This window comes from Streptomyces sp. NPDC042002 (assembly GCF_055588305.1).
In genome coordinates, this window is record NZ_JBVJCT010000011.1 from 95,250 (window position 1) to 117,985 (window position 22,736).

22 protein-coding genes and 2 pseudogenes are annotated in these 22,736 nt (G+C 70.6%); 12 read left to right on the forward strand and 12 right to left on the reverse strand.

Going from position 1 to position 22,736, the window contains the following annotated elements; genetic code table 11:
- The first annotated feature begins 3 nt into the window (after positions 1 to 3).
- The 4 genes from ACZ6KY_RS18710 to ACZ6KY_RS18725 are packed head-to-tail and all read left to right on the forward strand — an operon-like array spanning position 4 to position 2,470.
- Positions 4 to 219 carry an MbtH family protein gene (locus ACZ6KY_RS18710; RefSeq protein WP_469311368.1) on the forward strand — a complete coding sequence of 72 codons (216 nt, stop codon included), beginning with the start codon at positions 4 to 6 and terminating at the stop codon, positions 217 to 219.
- 11 nt (positions 220 to 230) lie between these two features.
- Entirely contained in the window at positions 231 to 1,478 is a 1,248-nt protein-coding gene (locus tag ACZ6KY_RS18715; protein WP_469311369.1) for a cytochrome P450, read from the forward strand.
- A gap of 27 nt (positions 1,479 to 1,505) precedes the next feature.
- On the forward strand, positions 1,506 to 2,249 hold the full coding sequence (locus tag ACZ6KY_RS18720) for an SRPBCC family protein (protein ID WP_469311370.1): 744 nt from the start codon (positions 1,506 to 1,508) through the stop codon (positions 2,247 to 2,249).
- Positions 2,250 to 2,281: 32 nt separating this feature from the next.
- Entirely contained in the window at positions 2,282 to 2,470 is a 189-nt protein-coding gene (locus tag ACZ6KY_RS18725) for a hypothetical protein (RefSeq protein WP_469311371.1), read from the forward strand.
- 89 nt (positions 2,471 to 2,559) lie between these two features.
- Here the strand turns inward: ACZ6KY_RS18725 and ACZ6KY_RS18730 are convergent, their stop codons facing one another.
- The gene (locus tag ACZ6KY_RS18730; RefSeq protein ID WP_469311372.1) at positions 2,560 to 3,918 is read right to left on the reverse strand and encodes an NAD(P)/FAD-dependent oxidoreductase; all 1,359 of its coding nucleotides are present in this window, start codon (positions 3,916 to 3,918) and stop codon (positions 2,560 to 2,562) included.
- A gap of 440 nt (positions 3,919 to 4,358) precedes the next feature.
- Between ACZ6KY_RS18730 and ACZ6KY_RS18735 the strand changes: the two genes are divergently transcribed.
- The 6 genes from ACZ6KY_RS18735 (at position 4,359) to ACZ6KY_RS18760 (ending at position 9,681) form a co-directional block, all read left to right on the forward strand.
- Positions 4,359 to 6,119: a DUF885 domain-containing protein gene (locus ACZ6KY_RS18735; RefSeq protein WP_469311373.1), complete on the forward strand. Its 1,761-nt coding sequence runs from the start codon at positions 4,359 to 4,361 to the stop codon at positions 6,117 to 6,119.
- A gap of 129 nt (positions 6,120 to 6,248) precedes the next feature.
- Positions 6,249 to 6,626 (forward strand): DUF5132 domain-containing protein, encoded by a 378-nt coding sequence (locus ACZ6KY_RS18740; protein ID WP_469311374.1) that lies wholly within the window; start codon positions 6,249 to 6,251, stop codon positions 6,624 to 6,626.
- A gap of 279 nt (positions 6,627 to 6,905) precedes the next feature.
- The gene (locus ACZ6KY_RS18745) at positions 6,906 to 7,097 is read left to right on the forward strand and encodes a hypothetical protein (protein WP_469311375.1); all 192 of its coding nucleotides are present in this window, start codon (positions 6,906 to 6,908) and stop codon (positions 7,095 to 7,097) included.
- On the forward strand, positions 7,094 to 7,843 hold the full coding sequence (locus ACZ6KY_RS18750) for a thioesterase II family protein (RefSeq protein ID WP_469311376.1): 750 nt from the start codon (positions 7,094 to 7,096) through the stop codon (positions 7,841 to 7,843). The genes ACZ6KY_RS18745 and ACZ6KY_RS18750 overlap by 4 nt, the downstream gene beginning before the upstream one ends.
- Positions 7,844 to 8,103: 260 nt before the next feature.
- Positions 8,104 to 9,246 (forward strand): alpha/beta hydrolase, encoded by a 1,143-nt coding sequence (locus ACZ6KY_RS18755; protein WP_469311377.1) that lies wholly within the window; start codon positions 8,104 to 8,106, stop codon positions 9,244 to 9,246.
- A gap of 48 nt (positions 9,247 to 9,294) precedes the next feature.
- Positions 9,295 to 9,681, forward strand: a complete 387-nt coding sequence (locus ACZ6KY_RS18760; protein WP_469311378.1) for a DUF5132 domain-containing protein — start codon at positions 9,295 to 9,297, stop codon at positions 9,679 to 9,681.
- Positions 9,682 to 10,067: 386 nt separating this feature from the next.
- Here the strand turns inward: ACZ6KY_RS18760 and ACZ6KY_RS18765 are convergent.
- The 3 genes and pseudogenes from ACZ6KY_RS18765 to ACZ6KY_RS18775 all read right to left on the reverse strand — a co-directional run.
- Positions 10,068 to 10,472: pseudogene (locus ACZ6KY_RS18765) on the reverse strand (IS1380 family transposase); the annotation flags it as partial.
- 2 nt (positions 10,473 to 10,474) lie between these two features.
- The gene (locus tag ACZ6KY_RS18770; protein ID WP_469311379.1) at positions 10,475 to 10,678 is read right to left on the reverse strand and encodes a hypothetical protein; all 204 of its coding nucleotides are present in this window, start codon (positions 10,676 to 10,678) and stop codon (positions 10,475 to 10,477) included.
- Positions 10,679 to 10,704: 26 nt separating this feature from the next.
- Positions 10,705 to 11,259, reverse strand: a complete 555-nt coding sequence (locus ACZ6KY_RS18775) for a hypothetical protein (protein ID WP_469311380.1) — start codon at positions 11,257 to 11,259, stop codon at positions 10,705 to 10,707.
- Between the two features lie 244 nt (positions 11,260 to 11,503).
- On the opposite strand from ACZ6KY_RS18775, the gene ACZ6KY_RS18780 reads away from it, so the two are divergent.
- Positions 11,504 to 11,815 carry a hypothetical protein gene (locus ACZ6KY_RS18780; protein ID WP_469311381.1) on the forward strand — a complete coding sequence of 104 codons (312 nt, stop codon included), beginning with the start codon at positions 11,504 to 11,506 and terminating at the stop codon, positions 11,813 to 11,815.
- 69 nt (positions 11,816 to 11,884) lie between these two features.
- Here the strand turns inward: ACZ6KY_RS18780 and ACZ6KY_RS18785 are convergent, their stop codons facing one another.
- Positions 11,885 to 12,112: a hypothetical protein gene (locus ACZ6KY_RS18785; RefSeq protein ID WP_469311382.1), complete on the reverse strand. Its 228-nt coding sequence runs from the start codon at positions 12,110 to 12,112 to the stop codon at positions 11,885 to 11,887.
- Here ACZ6KY_RS18785 and ACZ6KY_RS18790 point away from each other — a divergent pair.
- Positions 12,101 to 12,885 (forward strand): annotated as a pseudogene (locus ACZ6KY_RS18790) (transposase family protein). The gene ACZ6KY_RS18785 and the pseudogene ACZ6KY_RS18790 overlap by 12 nt on opposite strands.
- A gap of 421 nt (positions 12,886 to 13,306) precedes the next feature.
- Here ACZ6KY_RS18790 and adh read toward each other — a convergent pair.
- The 7 genes from adh to xylB all read right to left on the reverse strand — a co-directional run bounded on the left by adh (position 13,307) and on the right by xylB (position 22,615).
- Positions 13,307 to 14,830, reverse strand: coding sequence for an aldehyde dehydrogenase (gene adh, locus ACZ6KY_RS18795; protein WP_469311383.1), 1,524 nt, complete (start codon positions 14,828 to 14,830; stop codon positions 13,307 to 13,309).
- Positions 14,831 to 14,966: 136 nt separating this feature from the next.
- Positions 14,967 to 16,268 carry a GAF domain-containing protein gene (locus tag ACZ6KY_RS18800; RefSeq protein ID WP_469311384.1) on the reverse strand — a complete coding sequence of 434 codons (1,302 nt, stop codon included), beginning with the start codon at positions 16,266 to 16,268 and terminating at the stop codon, positions 14,967 to 14,969.
- A gap of 134 nt (positions 16,269 to 16,402) precedes the next feature.
- Positions 16,403 to 17,002 carry an N-acetylmuramoyl-L-alanine amidase gene (locus ACZ6KY_RS18805; protein ID WP_469311385.1) on the reverse strand — a complete coding sequence of 200 codons (600 nt, stop codon included), beginning with the start codon at positions 17,000 to 17,002 and terminating at the stop codon, positions 16,403 to 16,405.
- 112 nt (positions 17,003 to 17,114) lie between these two features.
- Positions 17,115 to 18,128 (reverse strand): acetamidase/formamidase family protein, encoded by a 1,014-nt coding sequence (locus ACZ6KY_RS18810; protein WP_469311386.1) that lies wholly within the window; start codon positions 18,126 to 18,128, stop codon positions 17,115 to 17,117.
- Positions 18,125 to 19,609, reverse strand: a complete 1,485-nt coding sequence (locus ACZ6KY_RS18815; protein WP_469311387.1) for an APC family permease — start codon at positions 19,607 to 19,609, stop codon at positions 18,125 to 18,127. The genes ACZ6KY_RS18810 and ACZ6KY_RS18815 overlap by 4 nt, the downstream gene beginning before the upstream one ends.
- Before the next feature lie 170 nt (positions 19,610 to 19,779).
- Entirely contained in the window at positions 19,780 to 21,003 is a 1,224-nt protein-coding gene (locus ACZ6KY_RS18820) for an ROK family protein (protein WP_469311388.1), read from the reverse strand.
- 166 nt (positions 21,004 to 21,169) lie between these two features.
- Positions 21,170 to 22,615 carry a xylulokinase gene (xylB, locus tag ACZ6KY_RS18825; protein WP_469311389.1) on the reverse strand — a complete coding sequence of 482 codons (1,446 nt, stop codon included), beginning with the start codon at positions 22,613 to 22,615 and terminating at the stop codon, positions 21,170 to 21,172.
- Positions 22,616 to 22,736: the final 121 nt, after the last annotated feature.

Below are 22,736 nucleotides of genomic sequence, written 5' to 3' on the forward strand. Positions count from 1 at the left end.
CCCATGACCAACCCGTTCGACGACGAGGACGGCACCTTCCTCGTGCTCACCAACGACGAGAACCAGCACTCGCTGTGGCCGCGGTTCGCGGACGTCCCCGACGGCTGGAGCGTCGCCCACGGACCCGACACCCACGCCGCCTGCCTGGAGTACGTCGAGCGGTCCTGGACCGACATGCGGCCCAAGAGCCTCGCCGACGCCATGAACGCCCAGCGGTAGCGCGGCTCTTAGTGAACCTGACCGAAACCACCGACGAGGCCCGCGCCGGCGCGGGCCTCGCCCGGTCCGACGACCTCGCCGCGGCTCTGCTCACGCCCGAGGCCCGCCGGGACCCGTACCCGTTCTACGCCCGCATGCGCCGTGAGGACCCGGTCCACCGCAACGCCCAGGGCATCTGGTACCTCACCCGGTACGCCGACGTCGAGGCGGCCCTGAGCGACCTGCGGCTGTCCAACGACCGGGACCGGATGACCCGCGCCTACAGTGCGCTCGGCGGCGACCTCAAGGCCTTCAGCCGGCTCACCGACCGGCTCGGCCGGGTGATGAGCAACACCGACCCGCCGGACCACGCCCGGCTGCGCAGGCTGGCCAACCGTGCCTTCACCGCCCGGCGCGTCGAAGCCCTGCGCGACGGCATCCAGCGGATCGTCGACCGGCTCATCGACGAGGCGGTCGCGGCCGGGCCGGCCATGGACCTGATCGAGGCGGTCGCCTCCCCGCTGCCGCTGTCCGTCGTCTGCGAGCTCTTCGGCATCCCGCCCGAGGACCTCCCGCGGGTCAAGACCTGGTTCCACCGCTTCGGCCGGCTGAGCGAGGACATCGACAAGTCCGAGGCGGCGATCGAGCAGTACGAGGAGTACCTCGCCCGGCTCGTCCGCCGCCGCCGGGCCGACCCCGGCGACGACCTCATCAGCGCCCTGGTCGCCACCCAGGCGCAGGACGACCGGCTCACCGACTCCGAGCTGCTGTCCACCTGCTTCGTCCTGATCACCGCCGGCGACGAGACCACCACCCACCTGGTCGGCAACGGCATGCTCGCCCTGCTGCGCCACCCCGACCAGCTGGCCCGGCTGCGCGAGGACCCGATGCTGATCCGCACGGCCGTCGACGAACTCGCCCGCTACGACACGCCGACCCAGGCGATCGTCCGGGTCGCCGCCGAGGACGTCGAGATCGGCGGGCGGACGCTGCGCGAGGGCGAGCTGGCCTACCTGTTCCTCGCCGCGACCAACCGGGATCCCGAGCGCTTCGAGGACCCCGACCGGCTCGACCTGACCCGCCCGGGCAACCGGCACCTCAGCTTCGGCAACGGCCCGCACTTCTGCCTCGGCGGCCCGCTGGCCAAGCTCCAGGCGGAGGTGGCCGTCGGCACGCTGGTCCGCCGGCTCCCGCACCTGCGGCTCGCTGACGGCGCGGTACTCGACTGGCGGCCCAACCCGCTGCAACGGCGGCTCACCGCGCTTCCGCTCACCTACTGACCCATGAACGACGAAGGAGAAGTGACCATGGCCCGAGAGCTCGAGGTCCGCCGGGAACAGGACCTGCCCGCCACGCCCGAACAGGTCTGGGACGCGGTCGCCACCGGCGCCGGCAACCTCGGCTGGCTCTACCCGATGGAGGTCGAGCCTCGCGTCGGCGGAAAGGCCACGCGCGGCGACAGCACCGTCCTGGCGTGGGAGCCGCCGCACCACTTCGCGGTCCGGGCCACCCAGGACGGCGGGTTCTCCAACACGCTGACCTACCGCATCGAGCCGGCCGACGGCGGCGCGAGCCACCTGCGGATGGGAATCCACTGGGTGCACACGGGCGTCGTCGACGACACCTGGAACTGGGACACGAAGGCGGACGCGGCCGAGAAGCACGTCGACTTCTACCAGCACTCCCTCCCCGAGTACCTGAGGCACTTCGCCGGCCGCCCCGCCGTCTACGTCAGGGCCGCCCGTGGCGAGTCCACCGAAGACCCCGCCGACTTCGCCGCCCTGCGCCGGCGCCTCGGCCTCGACGACGACGCGGCCGTCGGCGACGAGTTGTCGCTCGACATCCCGGGTGCGGACGGCGGTTCGACGGAGGTGGTCGTGGACTGGCTGAGCCCCGACTTCGTCGGCCTGCGAGGCCCGGACGCGCTGTACCGGTTCTTCAACGGCAGCTCCTGGAACTGGCCGATCTGGCTGGGCCACCACCTGTTCGCCGAGGACGCGGACGAAGAGCTGGCCACCAAGGCCTGGAACGCCTGGCTCAACGGCGCCTGACCCCGCCGCACGACACGACCGAAGGAACCCTGGTGGAAACACTGCTCTACGCCGCCGAACTCGTCGAGGAAGACGGCACCTACAAACTCGTGGTGCAGGACGTGGTGCGGGACACGGTCCAGGTCACCCCGGTTCCCGAATCCGCGGTGGCCAGGCTCCCGATCTTCCTGTCGGTGCTGAGTTCCAAGCTCGGCTCGGCGTCGGCACGCGGCCGCCGGTAGACCGCTTCCGGATCAATGAGGCCGGTGCCGTCCCGCACATCGACTTCCGGACGGCGCCGGCTTCGTGAACGGGCGCTGATGGCCGAACGTCAGCCCATGACGGTTCGAGAGGCGGCACCCTCGGCCAGGGGCCGTCTGCGGGAGAAGGCACCGAGGTCGACGACGACGCCGGTGTGTTCCCCCGTGTACCGCAGCGGATCGTGGTCGTGGTCGTGGCCGGCCTCGACACGGTCGACCAGGGTGGCGAGGAACCGGCCCGCCAGGGGAGCGTTCTTGAACTGGTTGCCGCTCGTGCCCATGGCGACGTAGAAGCCGGCCAGATCGGTGCGGTCGTAGATGGGGGACCAGTCGTCGGCGGCGTCGTAGACACCGGCGATGCCGGTCGGCCGGTTCGGAACGCCGAGGAGCGGGAATCGGCGTGCGGCCCTGGTCACCTGGGTCTCGAACCGGGCGGGCGTCGGATGCGGGCTGCACTCGTCGGGATCGTCGAGCCAGTCCCTGGGGTCGCAGGCGGGCAGTGTGCTGCCGATGAGGAGGTGTCCGCCGGAGGGGCGCAGATAGGTGCCGAGGTCGACATCGGCCACGATCGGGCCGGACGTGGTCCCGGTGCCGCCCGGGCCCGAGATGCTTCCGTCGCCCTGACGGACCGGCGCGGCCACCTGGTGGACCTCCTGGCGCAGCGGGCGCACTCCCACGGTGAACTCTGCCCCGACCCCGGCCGTCCGGTTGAACCCGCCCGACCAGGGCCCGGCGGCGTTGACCACCACCGGTGCCGTGATCGCGCTGCCGTCGGCGAGCCGGACGCCCGCCACCCGGTCCTCGCCGCGCAGCACACCGACGACCGCGCGCCGGAAGAGGAAACGCACCCCGATGCGGGCTGCCGCGTCCGCGAGGTTCTGTGCCGCGAGCTGTGGATCGTCGACGAAGCCCGCGTCGGGTGTGAACAGCGCGCCGAGTTCACCTTCGGGACCGGAGAAGAAGGCATCGTCGAGCAGGGACCTGGGAGGCCCGTAGCGTCCCGCGTCGATACCGGGGATCCGGCTGCGCAGCGTCGCGGCGTCCCAGCGCTCGTACGGCACACCGGCACGCTCGAACAGCGCGACGACCTCCGACGTCCCGGAGCCCGGCGCGTCGAGGAGTACCGCTCCGGTCCGCCGGAACGCCGCCAGACCAGCGCCGCGCACGGTGCCCAGGTGCTCCGCCCATCGTGCCCAGCAGTGCCGGGATTCCCATGCGGTGGCGACACCGTCCCAGGTCGAGTAGTTGAAACGGATGATCGCGCTCGACGCGCTGGTGGATCCGTGGCCCACGCCGCCGGACTTGTCGACGACCACGACGCGCCGGTCGGTGCGCGCCAGTTCCAGTGCCACCGCGGCACCGATCACACCGGCCCCCACGACGACCGCGTCCGCGCCGGACGGAGGCGTGTCCACTTGCCCGGCCGTCATGACGGCCGGTCCTCGGGGGGTCGCGGAGTCCGGTCACCCCGCGCGTCCGGGGGAACGCGACCGGACTGGGGCGGGCGGTCGTCGGCGCGGTACGGGAAGTGGCAGGCGGCGCGATGCGGCTGACCGGCCGCGTCCGGCTGCGGGTCCCGCGCGGCGCAGACGTTCCGTCCGGGACGCCGGTCCGGCCCGACGGGGCAGCGGGGATGGAAACGGCAGCCGGTCGGCGCAGCCGGCGTCGAGACCGACCGAGCCCTGGGAGACGACACGGTCCGGCGGTGCATGGCGCTCATCGTGCCATCACGATCGACGGCGTCGGCCGGGCTTTCCCGGCCCGGACGCGAACATGCGGGACTATTTCCCCCGTCCGAGTGAGGCCGCCCGACGCGCGGTTCACGGCCTCGTTGCTGACGCTGCGTCACCTCAAGGCGCACACTGGCGCCATGGTCATCAATCCAGGAGGCTCCCCGGACGACTCCACGGAGCGAGAGATCGACCGACTCGCGACCTCGTACTGGGACTTCCTGCTCGCACGCGAGCCGTCGCTGCGCACGCGCCGCGGGCTGCCGGTCGAGTCGCTTCCGGGGGTGTCCGCGGGGGAGGCCGACGAGCGCGCCGGGTTCGCTGCCGGGGTGCTGAACCGGCTGAGTGCGCTGCGACCGGCGGAGCTGTCCGGTCCCGCCGCCGACACGGCGGGCTTCCTCCGGGCACTGGCCGAGCAGGAAGCGGAGGCGGGACGTTTCCACTGGCTCACCCCCACCGCCACGCCGTACCAGCTCTTCCGCCTCCAGCAGTACGGTGACACCGTCTTCCGCCCGTTCCGCTTCGAGCACCGAGCCGACGCGGACCGGTACGTGACCCTCGTACGGGACCTGGCCCGTTGCGTCGTGACGATCGGCGACAAGGCCGCCGGGCAGGCGGAGCGGGGCTTTCGCATCCCCGCTCCGGCACTGACCGGCGTCCACACCACACTCACCCGCCTGCGGGAGTCGGCGGCACAGTGCGTCCGGGTGGACGCCGAGCGGCTCACCCGGCTCGACGCGGCGAGCCGGGGGCACCTGCGCGACACGGTCGAGCGGCTCGTGGCCACCGAACTGGAGCCGGCGTTCGACCGCCTCGTCGCCCTCGTGGGCGACCCGCACTACCTCCGGCGGGCGCCGCAGGCCGTCGGCTGGGCCCGCTACCCGGAAGGCGAGGCGGCGTACCGGGCCTTCGTCAGGACGTACACCTCCGGCGACACACCACCCGAGCGCCTCCACGAACTCGGCCGTGAGCACTGCCGAGAACTCGGCGAGCGGATGCGGGAGATGCGCGACACGCTCGGTTTCGCGGGGACCGAGGCGGAGTTCAACGAACGGCTCGCGACCGAGCCGCGCCTGTACGCCGCCACCCCGGAGGAGGTCGAAGCCCGCTACCGCGGACACCTCGACCGCCTCACGCCGCTGCTGCCGCGCTGGTTCGCGGTCCTGCCACGCGCCCCCTACGACGTGGCCCGTCTCGACCCGGCGCTGGAGGGGTCGATGACGTTCGGGTACTACGAACCGCCGACCGCCGCGCAACCCGTGGGACGCTACCGCTACAACGCCTCGGACCTGGCACACCGGTCACTGCTCGGCTCGGCCGCGCTCATCTACCACGAGCTGTCGCCCGGACATCACTTCCACCTCGCCCGCCAGGCCGAGAACACCGCGCTGCCCGACCTGCGGCGCGAGCTGGCTGCCTTCAGCGGGTTCGAGGAGGGCTGGGCGGAGTACGCGGCAGGGCTCGCCTGGGAGATGGGGCTGTACGACGACCCGTGGGACGCGTACGGACGACTGGCCCATGAACGGTTCACCGCGCAGCGCCTCGTCGTCGACACCGGCCTCAACCTCGGGACGATGACACTGGACGAGGCACGCACCTTCATGCGGGCCCACGCGGCAGCCGAGTCCGAACGGCAGATCACGACCGAGTCGTTGCGCTACGCGACCGATCTGCCGGGGCAGGCGCTGACGTACCGGGCGGGTCATGCGGAGTTCACGGCATTGCGGGCAGCGTGCGAACGCGGCGCCGGCGCCGCGTTCGACGTGCGCGCCTTTCACGAGACCGTGCTGACCGGCGGCACACTGCCGTTTTCCGTCCTGCGCCGACGGGTGGAGAGAGAACTGCACGGGGCATACGGCCGAACAGACTTCCAGGGAAAGCCGCTCTACTCGAATGAGTGAAGGCCACGGGGAATTCGTAGTCGCTTACCCGCCCTTGGATACTCTCTGTGATGGAACGTGCGGGTCCGCTGAAGCGGAGTGCGTCCATCCAATCATCACCTCCTCGGCAGAAGAGAAGGATGTTGTGCCATGCCGCCTGTAGTACCTCCTTTCCTGATCGGGCTGATCGCCGTATCCCTGGTGAAGAGGCTGGGCAAGCCCTTGGTGCGAGGGGTCGTCAAAGCGTCGGTGGGCCTGGGAATCGAGGTCAAGAGGGCCGTCCATGAAGCCGGCGAGGGCATCCATGATCTCGCTGCCGAGGCGACTGCCGAGGCGCTCGCAGCCCAGACGACACCGGGAGCCGGACACGGTGTCGGCGCCCCGGAGGACGGCACCACGGGCCGGGCCGGAGCGGCCGCCAAGCCGGCGCCCGTAGCGGCAAAGGCCCACGAGGGACGGACCGGCCGCCAGGCCAAGCCCGCCGGCAAGGCCCGTAGCGCCGGTTCGGTCGCCACCAAGGCTCACTGAGTCTGCCCGCCGACTCTCCGTGTGATTCCGGCTCGTCCCGATGTCACGGGCACGTTTTCGTCTGCGTAACCGGTCGAGACTGCCAAGTCCCGGCCGGAGCAAGCCCGTTCCTTTCCGCTCAAGTCCCTCCGTGACAAAGTTGACTTTGTTCCATGGAGTCTTCGGCGGACACAGTGGCCGTTCGTCGGCCCGGTCTCCCGCATGCGACCGTCACGCCACCGGCGACATGGTGGACTGCTCCGTATCGGCCATCACGACACCCTGATGGAGGCAGGTCAGATGTATGCGACCGGAACCCCCCTGTATTCCGCGGAACTCATCCAGGAAGGCGGTGCCTGCGGACTCGTCGTGACCGATCGTCGGCGCCACACCGTGCGGCCCGCATACGTATCCACGAAGGCGGTGGAGCAGCTTCCCGTCTTTCTCGCCGAGCTCGGCTCCCTGCACCTGCGCGGGATCCGTCGGCGATGACGGCGACCGACGCGAAGAAGTGGTTCCGTGTTCACCGGCGTGCGGCGGACCCCAGGCTCCGACTGGTGTGTTTCCCGCACGCCGGCGGCACGGCACAGCTGTTCCACGGCTGGTCCGCGCTGCTGCCGACGGACGTCGAGGTGCTCGCCGTGCGGTACCCCGGCCGCCAGGACCGGCTCGCGGAAGCCTGCATCGAGGACATGGCCACCCTGGCCGACACGATCGAGGACGCACTGCGGCCCTGGCTCGACCAGCCGCTGGCGCTCTTCGGGCACAGCATGGGCGCCTGCGTCGCCTACGAGGTGGCCCTGCGGCTGGAGACCCGCGGCATGGTCCCCGAGCACCTGCTGGTCTCCGCACACGAAGCCCCCGGGTGGGCCGAACGCGTGGCGCTGCACGACGCCGACGACGAAACCCTGATCACCCACGTCCGGCACCTCGGAGACCTGCACTCGGAGGCCTACGACATCCCGGAGCTCCGTGACCTGCTGCTGCCCGCCCTCCGTTCGGACTACCGGCTGATCGAGGGCTACGACCCCCCGAATCCGGCTCCGGTCAAGGCGCCGATCACCGCGTACGTCGGCCAGGACGATCCGAGTTGCGCGCTCGACGGGGTCCTCGCCTGGTCCGGCCTCGCCGCCCCGGGCTCCTTCGAGTTGTGCCCGTTCCCCGGGGATCACTTCTACCTCGCAGCCCGGGAAGCCGAAGTGGTCGCGGACGTGGCAGCACGTCTTGCGCGCGCGTGAGGCGCCGGTCGGGCCTGACGGCGAACGCCCGTATCGAGAACCTGGAAGTCCATGGCGCACGCCCACAGCTCCCGGACCGTGCGCGGTCGGTTCCTGGCAGGGTCTGTACGGTGTCGGCGGCTGCCCGGCTGTGACGGAAGGCGGGGTCCCGGCACCGCGCATGGCGCCCGCGGGGTTCCCAGGGGACGATGGTCGTACCGGTCGCTGAGACGTGCGGTGTCCCCGGCAGCGGCCGCTAAGGCTGGGACGGAGAAGGGACCATGCGACCGGGAAGACGTACCGTCGACGCGATACTCCGGCTGCTCAGCCGGGACTGGGCCGGGCTGGGCATCGCTCTGCTGCCGGCGGCCGCGGGTGCACGGTGTGTATCCAGAGGTACCGGCCGGCGGATTCTCGGCGGTGTGCTGTGGGCCGTGGCCCTCGCACTCGGTCTCGGGTCGTTCCGCCATCTGGTGCATGTGGGCCGGATACGCGGGAGGTATCCGCCACCCGGGCGAATGGTCGACGTGGGCGGCTACCGCATGCATGTCCTGGCCGAGGGAGACGCCGGACCGAGGCCCACCGTGGTCTGGATGCCGGGCGGCCATGCCGGCGGATACGCCATGTACCGGCTGCACGCGCTGGCACGGGAACGGATGCGTTCGGTCCTGGTGGACCGTCCGGGGTCCGGCTGGAGCGACCCGGGCCCGTTCCCCCGCACGACGGCGGCAGAAGCCGTCGAACTGCTCACGGCGCTGGAACGGGCCGGTGAAGAGGGGCCCTATGTCTTCGTGGGGCACTCGTTCGGGGGGCTGCTCATGGCCAACGCCGCCAGGCGCCGCCCTGACCTGGTGGCCGGTCTGGTACTGCTCGATCCCACCCCGCCCGATGCCGTCGCCTTCGGCCCGGCGCTTCCGGCCCTGCGACGTGCCCCGAGGGACCAGACCGTCCTCGCGCTGCGTCACCTCTTCGGCCTCCACCCTCTCGCGGGCAAGGAGGAGACACACACCTCCGACGACCCGGCGCAGGTTCTCGCCGAGATCGAGCTCAGGACCAAGGCGAGCTGCGCCGCGGCGTCGATCCTGCGAGAGCTGTCGCCGGACGGCATCACCAGAGACGGCTGGCAGACGGCCGTACACGACGGGGAGCTCGGCTCGCTGCCCCTCCTCCTCGTGGCGCCACGCGATCTGACGGGCGGCGGCGAGATCTTCGACGCGGTCGACGATCCGCAGGAGAGCGCCCGGGTCCGGCACTTCTTCCTCACCGTGAGAGAACGGTTCCTCGCGGCCTCCAGCAGAGGGCGGAGGGTTTACACCCCAGAGGGAACCGGCCACGACTTCCCGGATCGCGTACCGGAATTCGTTGTGCAGGTGGTGGACTCGCTGCTGGACCAGTGCGGGCCGGGGGCGCCGAAGCCGTTCTGATCCCGTTGCGCAGCCACGGTCCGCTCCGGCGAGCGTCCGCCCGACCGAATGAACAGCGCCTGCGTCTACGGGCACATCGACCAAGGTCCGACTATCGTGTTTTTGGTGGGGGTGAAATTCCTGCCCAGCTTTGTCGGCCGGACGGTATCGGCCCGCGCGGCGTCGGCGGTCGTGCTGTGCACACAAGAAGAGGGTTCACACATGCTCCCTGTCGTTCCTCCCTTCCTCATCGGCGTGATTGCGGCCCCTCTGGCCAAAAGAGTGGCGAAACCGCTGGTGCGAGGCGTCATCAAGACGTCGGTCGGCCTGACCCTTGAAGTCAAGCGTGCAGTCATCGAGGCCGGGGAGGAGATCCAGAGCCTCACCGCTCTGGCTGCTGCCGAGAAGATGGCGAGTTCGGCTCGCACGGGTGGTGTGGAGTCGGCCGTGAGGTGACGGCGCACGGTGCCACGGCCGGCTGAAGTCCGTCGACCTCGGCCTCGCCGAAGAACTGCAACGCGGGCAAGAGACCCTGCACAGTCGCGGCGGACTCCGCGACTGGCAGGGGAGTGGTCTGCGCTGGAGTGCCCCGGGTTGAGGCGACCGAGCCCGACGGGCCGACGGAATTCGTGACGCGTACGCGGCATCCGCAAGGCGGCTGCCCCCTCACGGAGTTGACGTCCAGCTGCGTTCGCTCTCCGGACTGGAGCCGACCCCCCGTGGGGACTCGCCCACCGGACAGGCTCCCGCAACCGTCGAAGACCACCGTGCGCCAGCGGCGGCCAGGCGGCGGTGAATGCCGCTGACCAAGGCCATGTTCGGTCCAGGTGGAGGATGCGGCGTCGAGCGTGGGCGGTGATGCGGGCGGGCAGGTGGTAGAGCTTCATCCGGATGGTCTCCGGTTCCGCGGCGGCGAGTTCGGGTTCGTCGTGCAGGAGGAGGAGCCGGGTCCACGCGTCGAGGTCGGCGGCGATCGTGGCGGCCGGCACCCAGGCCGTGCTGAGCTGCCAGGACCTCGATGGCAGCAGCCCGAGGCCGACCCGCTTGATCGCTTTCACCCGGTCCTCGACCTCGGCGTGATCACGGTAGAGGGCGTCGAGGAACCACACCTGCCCGGAGGCGGAAACCCCGGAAAGGCCCTGGTGGGCGAGGATGTTCGTGGCAACGATCTGGTAGCGCCAGCCGGTGTGCTTCTCGAAGGCGGTGAGCTTCTTCGCATCGCGCCGCGAGGGCTTGCCCCGGCGCACGATCAGCCGGATCCTCCGTGGCCGGCCGGCCGGCCGGTCAGGTCACGGACCCCGGTCAACTCGGCGACCTGGTAGGAGACCCACTCGCCGTCGAGACCCTTGAGCTCGTGGACCCCGCCGTCCTGCCGCAGCGCGGTCGTCCACACCTTCTCGGGCAGCAGTGCGATGGCCTGCTCGTCCGTGGCGTTGATGGCCCAGCCGGTCACCCAGCGCACCCGGCGCCGGCTGGTGGTCAGGCTCTGGAGGCGGTCGAGAACCTCGTGGCTGAAGGCCGCGCCGTCGATCCGTACCAGCAGTTTCGACCACAGCGGCAGCGGGAGCTGCCGCAGCGCGGCGGACAGGACCCTCTTGCGGTCGGCGGCGCGTTGCCGGGCCGCAGCAGCATCGCGACGCACTCGCGGGTGTTGGCCACCCACGCCCCCAGCGGCATGTGCCCGAAGCTGCCCTTGAAGGTGCCCGCCGCTCCTTCTTTCTGGCTGGCGCAGGTGACGATGGTCGCGTCCAGGTCCAGGACGTACCAGCCGGTCAGCTCCCTCGCGCACACCTGGATCCAGGGGAAGCCACCGGGGCGCAGGGCGAGCAGCATCCACACCACGCGGCGGATCGCGGCGCGGGCGCGCTCGATCCGGGCCGCGACCGGGGCGTCGATAGCCGCCAGGGTGCGGCGCAGGGTGCTGTCCGAGATCGGGCGGGGGAACAGGCGGCGCCAGTGGTACTGGAGCTGCTCGGCCTCCAGGACGTTCGTCGCACCGAGGGCGATCGCGCAGGCCAGTTGGACCAGCGCCATGCCGCGGTCCCGCCAGCCTGGCCCGGTGCCCTTCGATAACGCCGTGGACAGGCCGACGCGCCGACGCGGTCGGCGACCTTCCGCAGCAGCACCACGCCCGCGTGGCCGATCAAGTTGCCGTCATCGGCCCGGACGTCGAGCCGGTGGTCCCAGGCGGTAGTCTTCATCCGTTGGGTGTCTCTTCTTTGCGCTGTTCTTGATCTAGACAGTCCAGATCATCGCAGGCCGGGGCACCCTTTTGCTGTTGGAGCGTCAGCTCGCTTTCTCAACTGAATACATGGGGCTTGAGCATCTGGTCTTTGCTCTCCACGACCACCCCGGGCTCCTTCCCGCGCTTGCGGTGGATGCCTGCGAGCGCATCGTCCAGCACGCAGGCCGCGGCCTCGGAGACATCCGGACGCATCGCACAGCAGACGGCCACTACTTGGTCTCGGTCGTCCTCCGCCTGTATCGGCGAAGCCCGCAATCCCGACGGATTCGCTGCCTGGACATCATCGACAGGCTCGCGCAAGTAGGTGCCTACAGCTTGAACGCTGCTCTGGAGTACGAGCGCTGATCGGAAACTCCCGTTCCTGGTCACCAACAGCTTGGTCCTCCTTCGCCCAGCGGAACCTGGCACGCTGGCTCACCGAAAAGTCCCCCTCGCACCTCCCAGCTGAAAGGTCTGGATGCTGCGGAGGGTGTCGATGATGTCGATCTCGACGATCTTGTTCCACTCGTCGGCATTGAGCCTTTTCCAAGCTGGCGGTGTTGACCGCGCGTTGGACAGTCCTGCGCAGCGACGAAGCTCCTGGCAGACGGGTTCTCGATCAAGATCACCTGTGTCCGTCAGGAGCTTCGCGTGCTTGTCCACCCGTCCTCGGTTGATCTGTCCAGCCGCACCCTGCGGTTCCTGACCGGACAACTGACAGCCGGGCGGCAGGAGATCGGAACACGGTGGCGGCGCCTTTCCGCCGCACGTCAGGCCCCGCTCGCCCCGGCCCATCCACGGTGCGGTGACACCTACGCCCAACTCGCCGCCGGATTCGGCATCGGGACCACGACCGTCTACCGCCACATACGTGAAGCCGTCGACACCCTGTCCGCCCCTGCCCCGCCCCTGACCGAGGCGATGAGGACGATCCGGGCGAAGGCGTCCGTCATCCTCGACGGCACCCTGCCGCCGATCGACTGGGGGCACCTCCCGGCCGAAGGCTGGGGGACATCCCCGCCGACACCCCATACCACTCCGGGAAACACAAACGCCACAACATGAACGTCCAGATCCTCACGGATCCGTTCGGACGGCCGCTCCGGGCCTCGCCGGCTCCGCCCGGTTCGACGCACGACCTGACCGCCACGCGACAGCACGGGATCATCGAAGCCCTCGCCGACGCGGGGCTCAAATACTGCGCGGACAAGGCGTACCAAGGAGCCGGTGAACCCGTCCGGGTCCCGTTCCGGGGCCGCCGGTTGAAGAGATGGAAGCGCCGCCACACCACCACCCACGCCAAGATCCGTTGCCCTGGCGAGCCGGCCATGGCCACCCTCAAGGGCTGGCGCCTCCCACGGAAACTCCGCTGCAGCACCAACCGAATCACCGACGTCGTGAAGACTGTCCTCGTCCTTCACCACGCGTCAGCGTGAGGTTGGAAAACGCTCACCTCGACGAGCACGCCCTTGAGTTGGCGAAGCGCCCCTACGACCTGCGCCACGCAGGAATCTCGTTCTGGCTTGCCTCAGGTGTTGACCCTGCGGAGTGCGCGCGCCGGGCCGGACAGAGTATCCAGGTCCTCTTCCGCTACTACGCCAAGTTCCTGGCCGAGGCGCGGAATCATGCCAACACCTTGATGGAGGACTCGATGCGGCGGTGGGAGGGGCCCGATGTCCCACCGCAGGACGTGTGCGCCGCGCCTTGGCCCGGAAATGCCCCGGAACAGCTGGTCAGGGGTGGGATAGGAGTGGGAGATATCGGGAGGAACCTTGTATCTCGCTCCGCGGCCCAGATGTGGGCCAGGAAGGGCACCTGTCGGGCATCCGCCCTGGTCAGGCGCCCTTCTTTCTGAGCCTAGAAGAAGCCCAGCTTCTTCGGGGAGTACGACACCAGTAGGTTCTTCGTCTGCTGGTAGTGCTCCAGCATCATCTTGTGGTTCTCGCGGCCGATGCCGGACTGCTTGTAGCCGCCGAATGCGGCATGTGCTGGATATGCGTGGTAGCAGTTCGTCCAGACCCGGCCCGCCTGGATGGCGCGGCCCGCCCGGTAGGCGGTGTTGATGTCCCGCGTCCACACGCCGGCGCCGAGCCCGTACAGCGTGTCGTTCGCGATCTTGATGGCGTCGTCGAAGTCGTCGAACGACGTCACCGAGACGACCGGTCCGAAGATCTCCTCCTGGAAGATCCGCATCCGGTTGTCGCCCTCGAAGATCGTCGGCTGGACGTAGTAGCCGCCCTTCAACTCCCCGTCGTGCTCGACGCGTTCACCGCCGGTGAGCACCTTGGCGCCCTCCTGCCTGCCGATGTCCAGATAGGAGAGGATCTTCTCCAGCTGGTCGTTGGACGCCTGGGCGCCGATCATCGTGTCGGTGTCGAGCGGGTTGCCGGGCTTGATGAGCTCGGTGCGGGCGACCGCCGCTTCCATGAACTCGCGGTAGTGGCCGCGCTGGACGAGGGCGCGCGAGGGGCAGGTGCACACCTCGCCCTGGTTGAGCGCGAACATCGTGAAGCCTTCGAGTGCCTTGTCGCGGAAGTCGTCGTTCTGCGCCCACACGTCGTCGAAGAAGATGTTCGGCGACTTGCCGCCGAGCTCCAGCGTGACGGGCTTGATGTTCTCCGAGGCGTACTGCATGATCAGCCGCCCCGTGGTGGTCTCACCCGTGAACGCGACCTTCGCCACCCGCGGGCTGGACGCCAGCGGCTTGCCCGCCTCCACGCCGAAGCCGTTGACGATGTTCACCACACCCGGCGGGATCAGATCCGAGATGAGGCTCATCCAGTAGTGGATGGACGCCGGTGTCTGCTCGGCCGGTTTGATGACGACCGCGTTGCCCGCCGCCAGCGCCGGAGCGAGCTTCCAGACCGCCATCAGAATGGGGAAGTTCCACGGAATGATCTGCGCGACCACCCCGAGCGGCTCGTGGAAGTGGTATGCGACGGTGTCGTCGTCGACCTCGCTGAGCGCGCCCTCCTGAGCACGGATCGCCCCCGCGAAATAGCGGAAGTGGTCGATCGCGAGCGGGATGTCGGCCGCCAGCGTCTCGCGGACCGGCTTGCCGTTCTCCCAGGTCTCGGCGACCGCCAGCTTCTCCAGGTTCGCCTCCATCCGGTCGGCGATCTTGAGCAGGATGTCGGCACGGGCGGTGACGGAGGTACGCCCCCAGGCGGGCGCCGCCGCGTGTGCCGCGTCCAGCGCGCGCTCCACGTCCTCGGCGGTGCCTCGCGCGACCTCCGTGAACGGCTGCCCGTTCAACGGGCTCGGGTTCTCGAAGTACTGTCCGCGAGCCGGCGCGACGTACTCCCCGCCGATGAAGTGGTCGTACCGCGCCTGGTAGGAGACGATCGCGCCCTCGCTGCCGGGCGCCGTGTAACGGGTCATGCTGGTTGCCTCCCGGAGAAGCGCTGCCCGCCGTTGGGCAGCTCTCGCCGCGAGGCTAGGAACCCGGACGTTGCAACGACGTTGCGCGGCCCCGGAACCGTCGCCCCGCCCCGCAGCTGGGGCCGCATCCACTCCGTCAGCGCGGCTGCGGTCGCATACGGCCGTTGCGTGCGGAGTGCCCCCATCCGGCCGGTGCGGCCTGCTCCGACTCCAGCTCCGCCAGGCGCGCGTGCACGGCCGCGGCCGGGCGCAGCGCGGACAGCGCCCGCCAGACGTCGAGATCGTCCTCGCCCCACGGCGCACGGGCCCAGTCGGCCAGCAGATCGGGGTCCCGACGGGCGATGATCGCCGTCCGCAGCCCGTCGGCGAGCCTTCGCCGCAGCCGCACCACCGCCGGCGCCGTCGAACCCGGCAGCAGCGGACCGGCGTACACCGCCGCGGCCGCCGTCACCGCGCCGCTGCCGAGCCGCCGCTCCACCACCGCCACATCGGACTCGACCGGCCGGGTGAGCCGGTAGGGACGCGAACCCAGCAGGCCCGGCCCGAGGATTCTGCGCAGCCGCGCCAACTCGGCCCGCAGGGTCACCGGCGTCACCGACTCGTCCTCGTACAACGCGCACTGCAACTCGTCGCCGGTCAGTCCTTCCGGATGCCGCGCCAGCAGCACCAGGATCTCGCTGTGCCTGCGACTGAGCCTGATCTTCCGCCCGTCCGACACGAGTTGAGCCTCGTCGCGCCCCAGCGCGGTCAGCTCGAGGGCGCCCGCCATGGCCTGCGGCGGTGCGAGCAGCGCCAGATGGGCCTCGGCGGCCCGTGCCACCGCCTGCACGAAGCCGAGGCTGTGCGGATGCGCCAGCCCGTCCCCGCCGGTGATGTCGACCGCGCCGAGCACCCGCCCGGTGCGCGGATCGTGGACGGGGGCCGCCGCGCAGGTCCAGGGCTGCACACGCCGGATGAAGTGCTCGGCCGCGAACACCTGCACCGGACGGTCGACGGCGACCGCCGTGCCCGGCGCGTTCGTACCGACCGCCGTCTCCGACCACCGCGCGCCCGGCACGAAGTTCATCCGTCCGGCCTGCCGCCGCGTCCCCGGATGGCCCTCGACCCACAAGAGCCTGCCCTGCGCGTCGCACACCGCCAGAAGGTGCTCCCCGTCCGCCGCGAACGTTCCCATCAGCTCCCGGAACAGCGGCATCACCCGCGCGAGCGGATGCTCCGCCCGGTAGGAACCGAGTTCCCCGTCCATGAGTTCCACCCTCGCGGTGCCCTCCGGAACGACGCCCGCCCGCGCCGAACGCCGCCACGACTCCGCCACCACGGCACGCACCGGCCGCGGCACCGTCCCGGCCTCCGTGAACGACTCGTAAGCGCGGCGCAGCAGCCGAACCCGCTCGGCGGGATCGGTCCCCGGTTCCAGGGCCACCCAAGGATCGGTCAACTCGGCCTCCCGGAAGGCGATGCGACTGGGTCCATCGTCACTCCCGGTGCGGGCCTCGACAACCCGTGTGACGCTCCCCTTCCGTTCGGTGCCTCACGGCGTGCCCGCTCGGGCCGCCGCGAGGCCGCCGCTGGTCAGGCGAAGTTGACGAGCCTGATGTAGCGCGTCCAGTCCCAGTTCGGCCCGGGATCGGTGTGATCGGTGCCCGGCACCTCGTAGTGACCGAGGATGTGGGCGCGGTCCTTGGGGATCCCGTACTCGTCGCAGATCGTGGCGGTGAGCTTGGCCGACTCCTCGTAGAGGGCGTCGGTGAAGTAGGCGGGTTGGTCCACCCAGCCCTCGTGCTCGATGCCGATGCTTCTCGTGTTGTAGTCCCAGTTGCCCGCGTGCCAGGCGACGTCGCGCTCCCTCACGCACTGGGCCACATGGCCGTCGGCCGAGCGCACGACGTAGTGGGCGGACACCTTCTTCTGCGGATTCTGGAAGATGGACAAGGTGTTGGTGTATGTCGCCTGCGTGACGTGGATGATCACATAGTCGAGTTCGTAACTGTCGGGGCGTTCGGACGCCGTGTAGTTGGAGCTGGTCGCCGGAGTCCACTCGGCACCCGGATAGTCGACGACCGCCGCTTGCGCCGTCGCTCTGACATCGGGGAGCAACGCGTAGGGGAGGGCCGCGAGAGCTGCGCCCTTGAGCAGCGTCCGCCGGCTCGGGAACGACCGTGCTCGCTCCATGGATAGTGGGCCTTTCATCGGTGGGGGGTGGGGGCTTGAGGTCTTGAGGCTGTACGTCGGTGGGCTGAGTGCTGAGTGCTGAGTGTGGAGGTGGGGGATGTGGGCCGTGCGATCAGTGCCGGAGCGACGCGGCGGTCTCGCGCAGTCGGGCGTGCAGTCCGCGATGTGTCTCACGCGCGGGCAGCCAGTCCTTGCGCAGTTTGGCGACACACGTGTAGTTGGTGTCGCAGACGTTGGCGATGGGGGACTCGACCGTCTGCGTCGCGAACTGGTAGGCGTCGAGCTCGCTGAACCCGTAGTCGCGCACCAGCCACTGCACGAGGTCGAGCTGGGATATCCGGAAGGCGTCCTCCAGCGGGCGTGCCGAGCCGGTCGAGATGATGTGGGTGTCGGACTCGATGCGCGGCCAGGGAGTGGCGACCCCCTTGAGGAGTTCGACGATCACCACCGTGTTCATCGCGCATTCGACAGCGACTCCGCAGGTCTCGCCCTCACCCTGCCGAGCGTGGCCGTCGCCGAGGCTGAGCAGGGCGCCTTCGACGTTCACCCCGAGATAGCAGGTCACTCCGGCTCGCATCTCCGGCGTGTCCATGTTCCCGCCGTGCGCGTCGGGAACCAGGGCGGAACGCACCTCCAGGTTCGCGGGCGCCACGCCGACGGTGCCGTGCATCGGATCCATCGGCAGCTCGATCCGGAGGTCGCTGTCCCGCGCGCTGAAGAGCGCGGTCCGCCGGTCCCGGTCGAGCTGCCAGATCCACACGGTCTCCGGCAGTGGCGGCTGCAGGGACGCCGTGGTGTGCGTTGAGGTCAGGGCGCCGAAGAGCGGGACCGTCGTCGACGCCGCCCAGTCACGGGCCGGCTCGATCGAGACGAAGTGGACCGCGACCGTGTCACCCGGCTCCGCTCCCTCGACATGGAAGGGACCGGTCTGCGGATTGAGGAACGGGAACTCGCACACCTCGGACACCAAGTCCTTCTCGGAGCGCACCCGTCCGGCGAAGCAGTCCTCGGTATAGAGATCGAGCACCGTCCCCGGCGCGATACGTGCCACGGGTGGTGCGCCGCCGAACGTCCAGGCGAACTCGCCCGGCGCGGGGCGCACGGTCAGGATCCGGGGGTCGCTCATGGCTGCACGGCTCCGCTCTGCGAAGGGGCGGGGGTGGAGGTCTCGTCGAGGTGGACACGGGCGGTCTCGGCTATGCGCCCGGGATGACGGCGCAGCAGGAAGATCAATATCACGACACCGGCCGACATCCAGACACCCACGACCGGCCCGGCGTACGACACGGGCGCGGTCAGCTCGGTCACGAAGTCGAAGGCCGGCAGACCCGCCGCCGTGAGCAGCGCGGGGACGAAGGCGATGATGCCGAGCAGCGGGAACACCAGATGCCGGACAGGCTTGAACAACTCGGGTCTGCGGCGCAGGAAGTAGCCCGCACAGGCGAGATTGACCACGATGTAAACGCCGATCACCACGGTGACGATCACGGTCGCGAGGAGCAGGAACGCGGTCACGGGGTCGTACGAGAGACCGAGTCCCAGCATGGCCGCCACGGCCACGACGCACTGCACGGCCACCCCGGCCGCGGGGGAGCGGTGTCTCGGGTGCACGCGCGCGAAAAGCGCGGGGAAGATCCGAATCCGGGCCAGAGCGAAGGCCGTTCGTGTGGAGACGGTGGCGCACGCGTTGGCGTTGGCGATCGTCGAGTTGACCACCGCCAGGAACACGAACACCCAGAACAGCCCGAACGAAGCGCGGGCCACGCCTTCCCACGAGGCGGCGCCGGAGGCCCCGAACCCCGCGAACCGGTCGGGACCGAAGTACACCGACATGGCGTACGTCGTCAGGACGTAGACGAGACCGATCGCGAACGCCGCGCCGAGGACGGCCCGGTGCATCGTGCGGCGTGGGTCCTTGGTCTCCTCCGCCAGCGGGGCCGCCGCCTCGAACCCGGCGAAGGCGAGCACGGTGTACACCGACCCCGCGAACACACCGCTGATCCCGCCGTACCCCGCTGCGGTGTGGGATGTCCCGAACACCGACAGCGTGTTGTTCCCGCCGGCCTTGGCGATCAGCCACACCGCGAAGACGAGGAAGACCAGCACCTCGAAGACGCCGAGGACGGTACCGAAGCGGGCCGAGGCACGTACTCCCAGATAGCCCGTTAACGCGATGACCGCCGCGCCCGCGAGCGACCAGGGCCACCAGAGGTCGTCCGGATACGAGGACCACTCCTGGTGCAGTGTGCCCGCCGTGGTGAACCCGAGCTGAAGAAGGAGCAGAGGCGGCACCAGGGCTTCGACGAACACATAGCCCCAGCCCACAAGGAATCCGACGGACGGATGCAGCCCCTGCGCGGTGTAGGTGGCCACCGATCCCGCGGCGGGCATTTCCCGTGCCAGCTCCGCCACGCACGACGCGGTGAACAGACAGGCCACCAGGGCGATCAGTACGGACAGCGGCAGGCTGCCGCCCGCGAACGCCGCACCGGACGGAATGGACGCGGCGACCGCCGCGGCCGGCGCCATGGCCGTGATGCTCTGGAACAGGACCTCGCGCAGGCCGATCGCCTCACGCCGCAGCCCCGGAACCGTCCCCTCCGACATCTGCCCCCCCGATCCGACCGGAACACAGCCATCGGCAGGACGGCTGCGCCTCGCGTGAATCACGGTACGGCGCTTGCCTGTTGGGCAGGAAGAGCGAGGCGCGATTCCGTGGACAGCCCGCGGATTGTGGACAAGACGATCACCCGCAAGGGGGAACGTTCTCGTTGCGCCTACACCCCTTGTGCCTGCGACCGTCCGGCCACCGCCGCCGGGTCGTCCAGCACCCCTCGTACCACCGAATGTGCCGCGCCCAGCAGCGGCCCCTCGGATCCCAGCCGGGAGACGGACACGGGGCAGGCGGGGCCCGCCGTGCGGCGCGCCAACTCGCTCTCCAGCGAAGGGAGCAGCCAGGGTGCGAGACCGGCGAGGGCCCCGCCCAGCACGACCGTCTCAGGGTCCAGCAGATTGACCGCCCCGGTCACGGCTATGCCGAGCGCGGTTCCGGCGTCGCGGAGGGCACGGCGTACGTCCGGATCGCCTTCCGTTGCGCGCCGGGACAGCAGCCCGACCCGGTCCTCGCCCGGTTCCAGACCGGCGGCACGCAGCACGGCCTCCTCGCCCGCGTACTGTTCGAGGCACCCGCGTCCGCCGCACGGGCACTCCGGTCCCTCCGGACGCACCGGAACATGCCCCAACTCGCCCGCGAAACCACGGGTCCCGCGCAGCAGCCGCCCGTCCACGAGCACCGCGGCGCCGATGCCGATCTCCGCGGACACGTGCAGAAAGTCTCGCGGGGTCGCGTCACCGAGCCAGAGCTCCGCGAGACCGCCGAAGTTCGCCTCGTTGTCCACGGTCAGCGGCAGCTCGGAGGGCAGCAGCTCACCGAGGTCCGTGTCGTGCCAGTCGAGGTTCGGGGCTCGCACCACGGTCCGGCCGTCGCGGGCCACGAGTCCCGGGACGGCGACGGCGAGGCCCGCGGGCCACAGCCCTTCCCGGTCGGCTTCGGCGATCACCTGACGCACCAGCGCCGTCAGCTCCTGGATCACGGGCCCGGCCGGCCTGCCGCGGTTCGTGCCGTGGCGTACGGCACGGGCTCGCACCGCGCCGCGGAGATCGACCGCGCACACGGCGAGATGGTCGACGCCCACCTCCGCTCCGATTCCGGCGGGGCCGTGCCCGCTGACGGCGAGGGCGGAGCCGGGCCGCCCCACCGTGCCCGGACGCTCGGGTCCGAGCTCTTCGAGGAGCCCGGCCCGGATCAGCTCGTCGACCAGAGTGGACACGGCCGCCCGGGTCAGACCTATGTGGGAGGCGACGGCGGCACGCGACAACGGTCCCTCGTCGCTGACGGTGTGCATGACCCGGGAGAGGTTGCGGCGGCGCATCCCCTGCTGGGTGTCGGGCAGTCGTCGGCCGGAACCGGTCGGGTGGGCTTCGTGCAGTGGTGCGGTCATGCCTCCGTCAATCCTCGTCCGGCCGGCCCCGCCGGCCTCTCTCGGCGCCGGTCGCCACGGGGCGGTCCCGCGTCGCACGGAGCCCCACCGGGCCCCGGCCGGTACCGCTCTCGCGGGACGCCATGCGTGAGAGCCGGTCCCGCCGGGACGGCACGGTCGGTCCTGGTCAGTTCGTGTTCGGCTCCCGTTCGAGCAGAGGGGCCGCGTCGGAGAGTACCCCGGTGATCCTCGCGAGCGTCTCCTCGTCCCGCTCCACGGCGTCGAGCACCGGCCCGCGGGCGGTTCCCCAGCGCCGGGCGACCGCAGCCGGGTCCTCGCCCGTCAGCAGACCCGCCGCCTGGGCGGCGGCGCCGAGCGCGACCAGTTCCCTGGCCTCGGGCACCTGAACGGGCCGGCCCGAGAGCCGGCGTACGGTCTGCTGCCAGGCCTTGCCCCGCGCCCCGCCGCCGATCAGCAGCACCGGCGCCGAGCGATCGGCGTCCGCGTCCAGTACCAGGTCGAGGGCGCCCAGCAGGGAGTGCACGGCGCCGTCGTACGCGGCCTGGAGCAGTTGCCCGCCCGTCGTGTCGTGCCGGAGTCCGTGCAGCAGTCCCGCGGAGTGCGGCAGGTTCGGTGTGCGCTCGCCGTCCAGATAGGGCAGCAGCGTCACCGAGGCGCCCGGCTCGACGGCTTCGCGGTCCAGGCCCAGCAGCGCGGCGATCCGGTCGACGGCCAGCGTGCAGTTCAGCGTGCAGGCCAGCGGGAGCCAGTCGCCGCGCGCGTCCGCGAAACCCGCCACCGTGCCGGTCGGGTCGGTCGGTCGGTGCGTCGAGACGGCGTACACCGTGCCCGAGGTGCCGAGGCTCACCACCGGGGTGCCGGGGCGCAGCCCGAGGCCGAGCGCGGCGGCCGCGTTGTCCCCGGTGCCGGCCGCCACCAGGGTGCCCCTGGAGAACGGCAGCTCACCCCTGGCGTGCACCGTTCCGGCCACCTCGCCCGGCCGGGCGACGCGGGGGAGCAGAGCGGGGTCGAGACCGATGTGCGCGAGGACCTCCTCGTCGTACGCCTCGCTCCCGGAGGCCCACCAGCCGGTGCCGGAGGCGTCGCCGCGGTCCGTGGTGCCCTGCCCGGTGAGCCGCTCGGTGAGGTAGTCGTGGGGCAGCCGGACCGCTGCCGTCGCCCGGACGGCGTCCGGCTCGTGCTCGGCCAGCCAGGCCCACTTCGTGGCCGTGAAGGACGCCGCCGGCACGCTGCCGGTCCGCTCGGCCCAGGATTTCGGGCCGCCGAGCTCCTCGACCAGCCGACGTGCCTGCGGCGCCGAGCGCACGTCGTTCCAGAGCAGGGCGGGTCGTACGGGTTCGCCCCGGGCGTCGAGCGTCACGAGCCCGTGCTGCTGCCCGCCGATCGACACCGCCGCCGCTTCGTGCGCGGCGTCACCGCACTGGCGCAGCGCTTCGCACAGCGCGTCCCACCACTGGCGGGGGTCGCTCTCTCGGCCCGCCCCCGTCGAGACGGTGTGCGGCGCCTGTCCGCTCGCCACCACCAGCCCGGTCGAGGCGTCGACGACCAAGGCCTTGGTGGACTGGGTGGACGTGTCCACGCCGACAACGAGCGGACCCTCGGCTGCTGACATCGAGCTCTCCCTCTTCCGCGGCTTTGCGGAATCTGTGCTGGTCACGGGGCCATCCGGACCGTCACGGCCAGGGCCCCGCAGTTCGTCCCTGGACCGATGTGACCAGGGTTTCCTACTTCGT